1 protein-coding gene is annotated in these 503 nt (G+C 70.2%); it reads left to right on the top strand.

The features are described from left to right. On the top strand, positions 1 to 503 hold a 503-nt coding region (locus tag ACNQQL_RS36085; RefSeq protein WP_347069715.1), incomplete at both ends, for a type II secretion system F family protein.

Here is a 503-nt window from a genome sequence, read left to right on the forward strand (position 1 = left end):
CCGCGCGCGGCCAGTTGCGCACGCAGGGGCTCACGCCGCTCGTCGTCGAGCCGGCCGCCAGCGCGACGCGCGGCGCGCGTACGCAGCGGCTCGCGTTCGGCCGCAAGCTGTCGCAGCGCGAACAGGCGATCCTCACGCGCCAGCTCGCGAGCCTGCTGATCGCGGGGCTGCCGCTCGACGAGGCGCTCGGCGTGCTGACCGAGCAGACCGAACGCGACTACATCCGCGAACTGATGGCCGCGATCCGCGCCGAGGTGCTCGGCGGCCATTCGCTCGCGAATGCGCTGGGCCAGCATCCGCGCGATTTTCCGGAAATCTACCGCGCGCTCGTCGCGGCGGGCGAGCACACGGGCAAGCTCGGCATCGTGCTGTCGCGCCTGGCCGACTACATCGAGCAGAGCAACGCGCTGAAGCAGAAGATCCTGCTGGCCTTCACGTATCCGGGCATCGTCACGCTGATCGCGTTCGGCATCGTCACGTTCCTGCTGAGCTACGTGGTGCCG

Origin of the sequence: Burkholderia sp. LFS061 (assembly GCF_047978125.1) — a bacterium.
In the GTDB taxonomy this organism is placed as follows: Bacteria; Pseudomonadota; Gammaproteobacteria; order Burkholderiales; family Burkholderiaceae; genus Burkholderia; species Burkholderia pyrrocinia_C.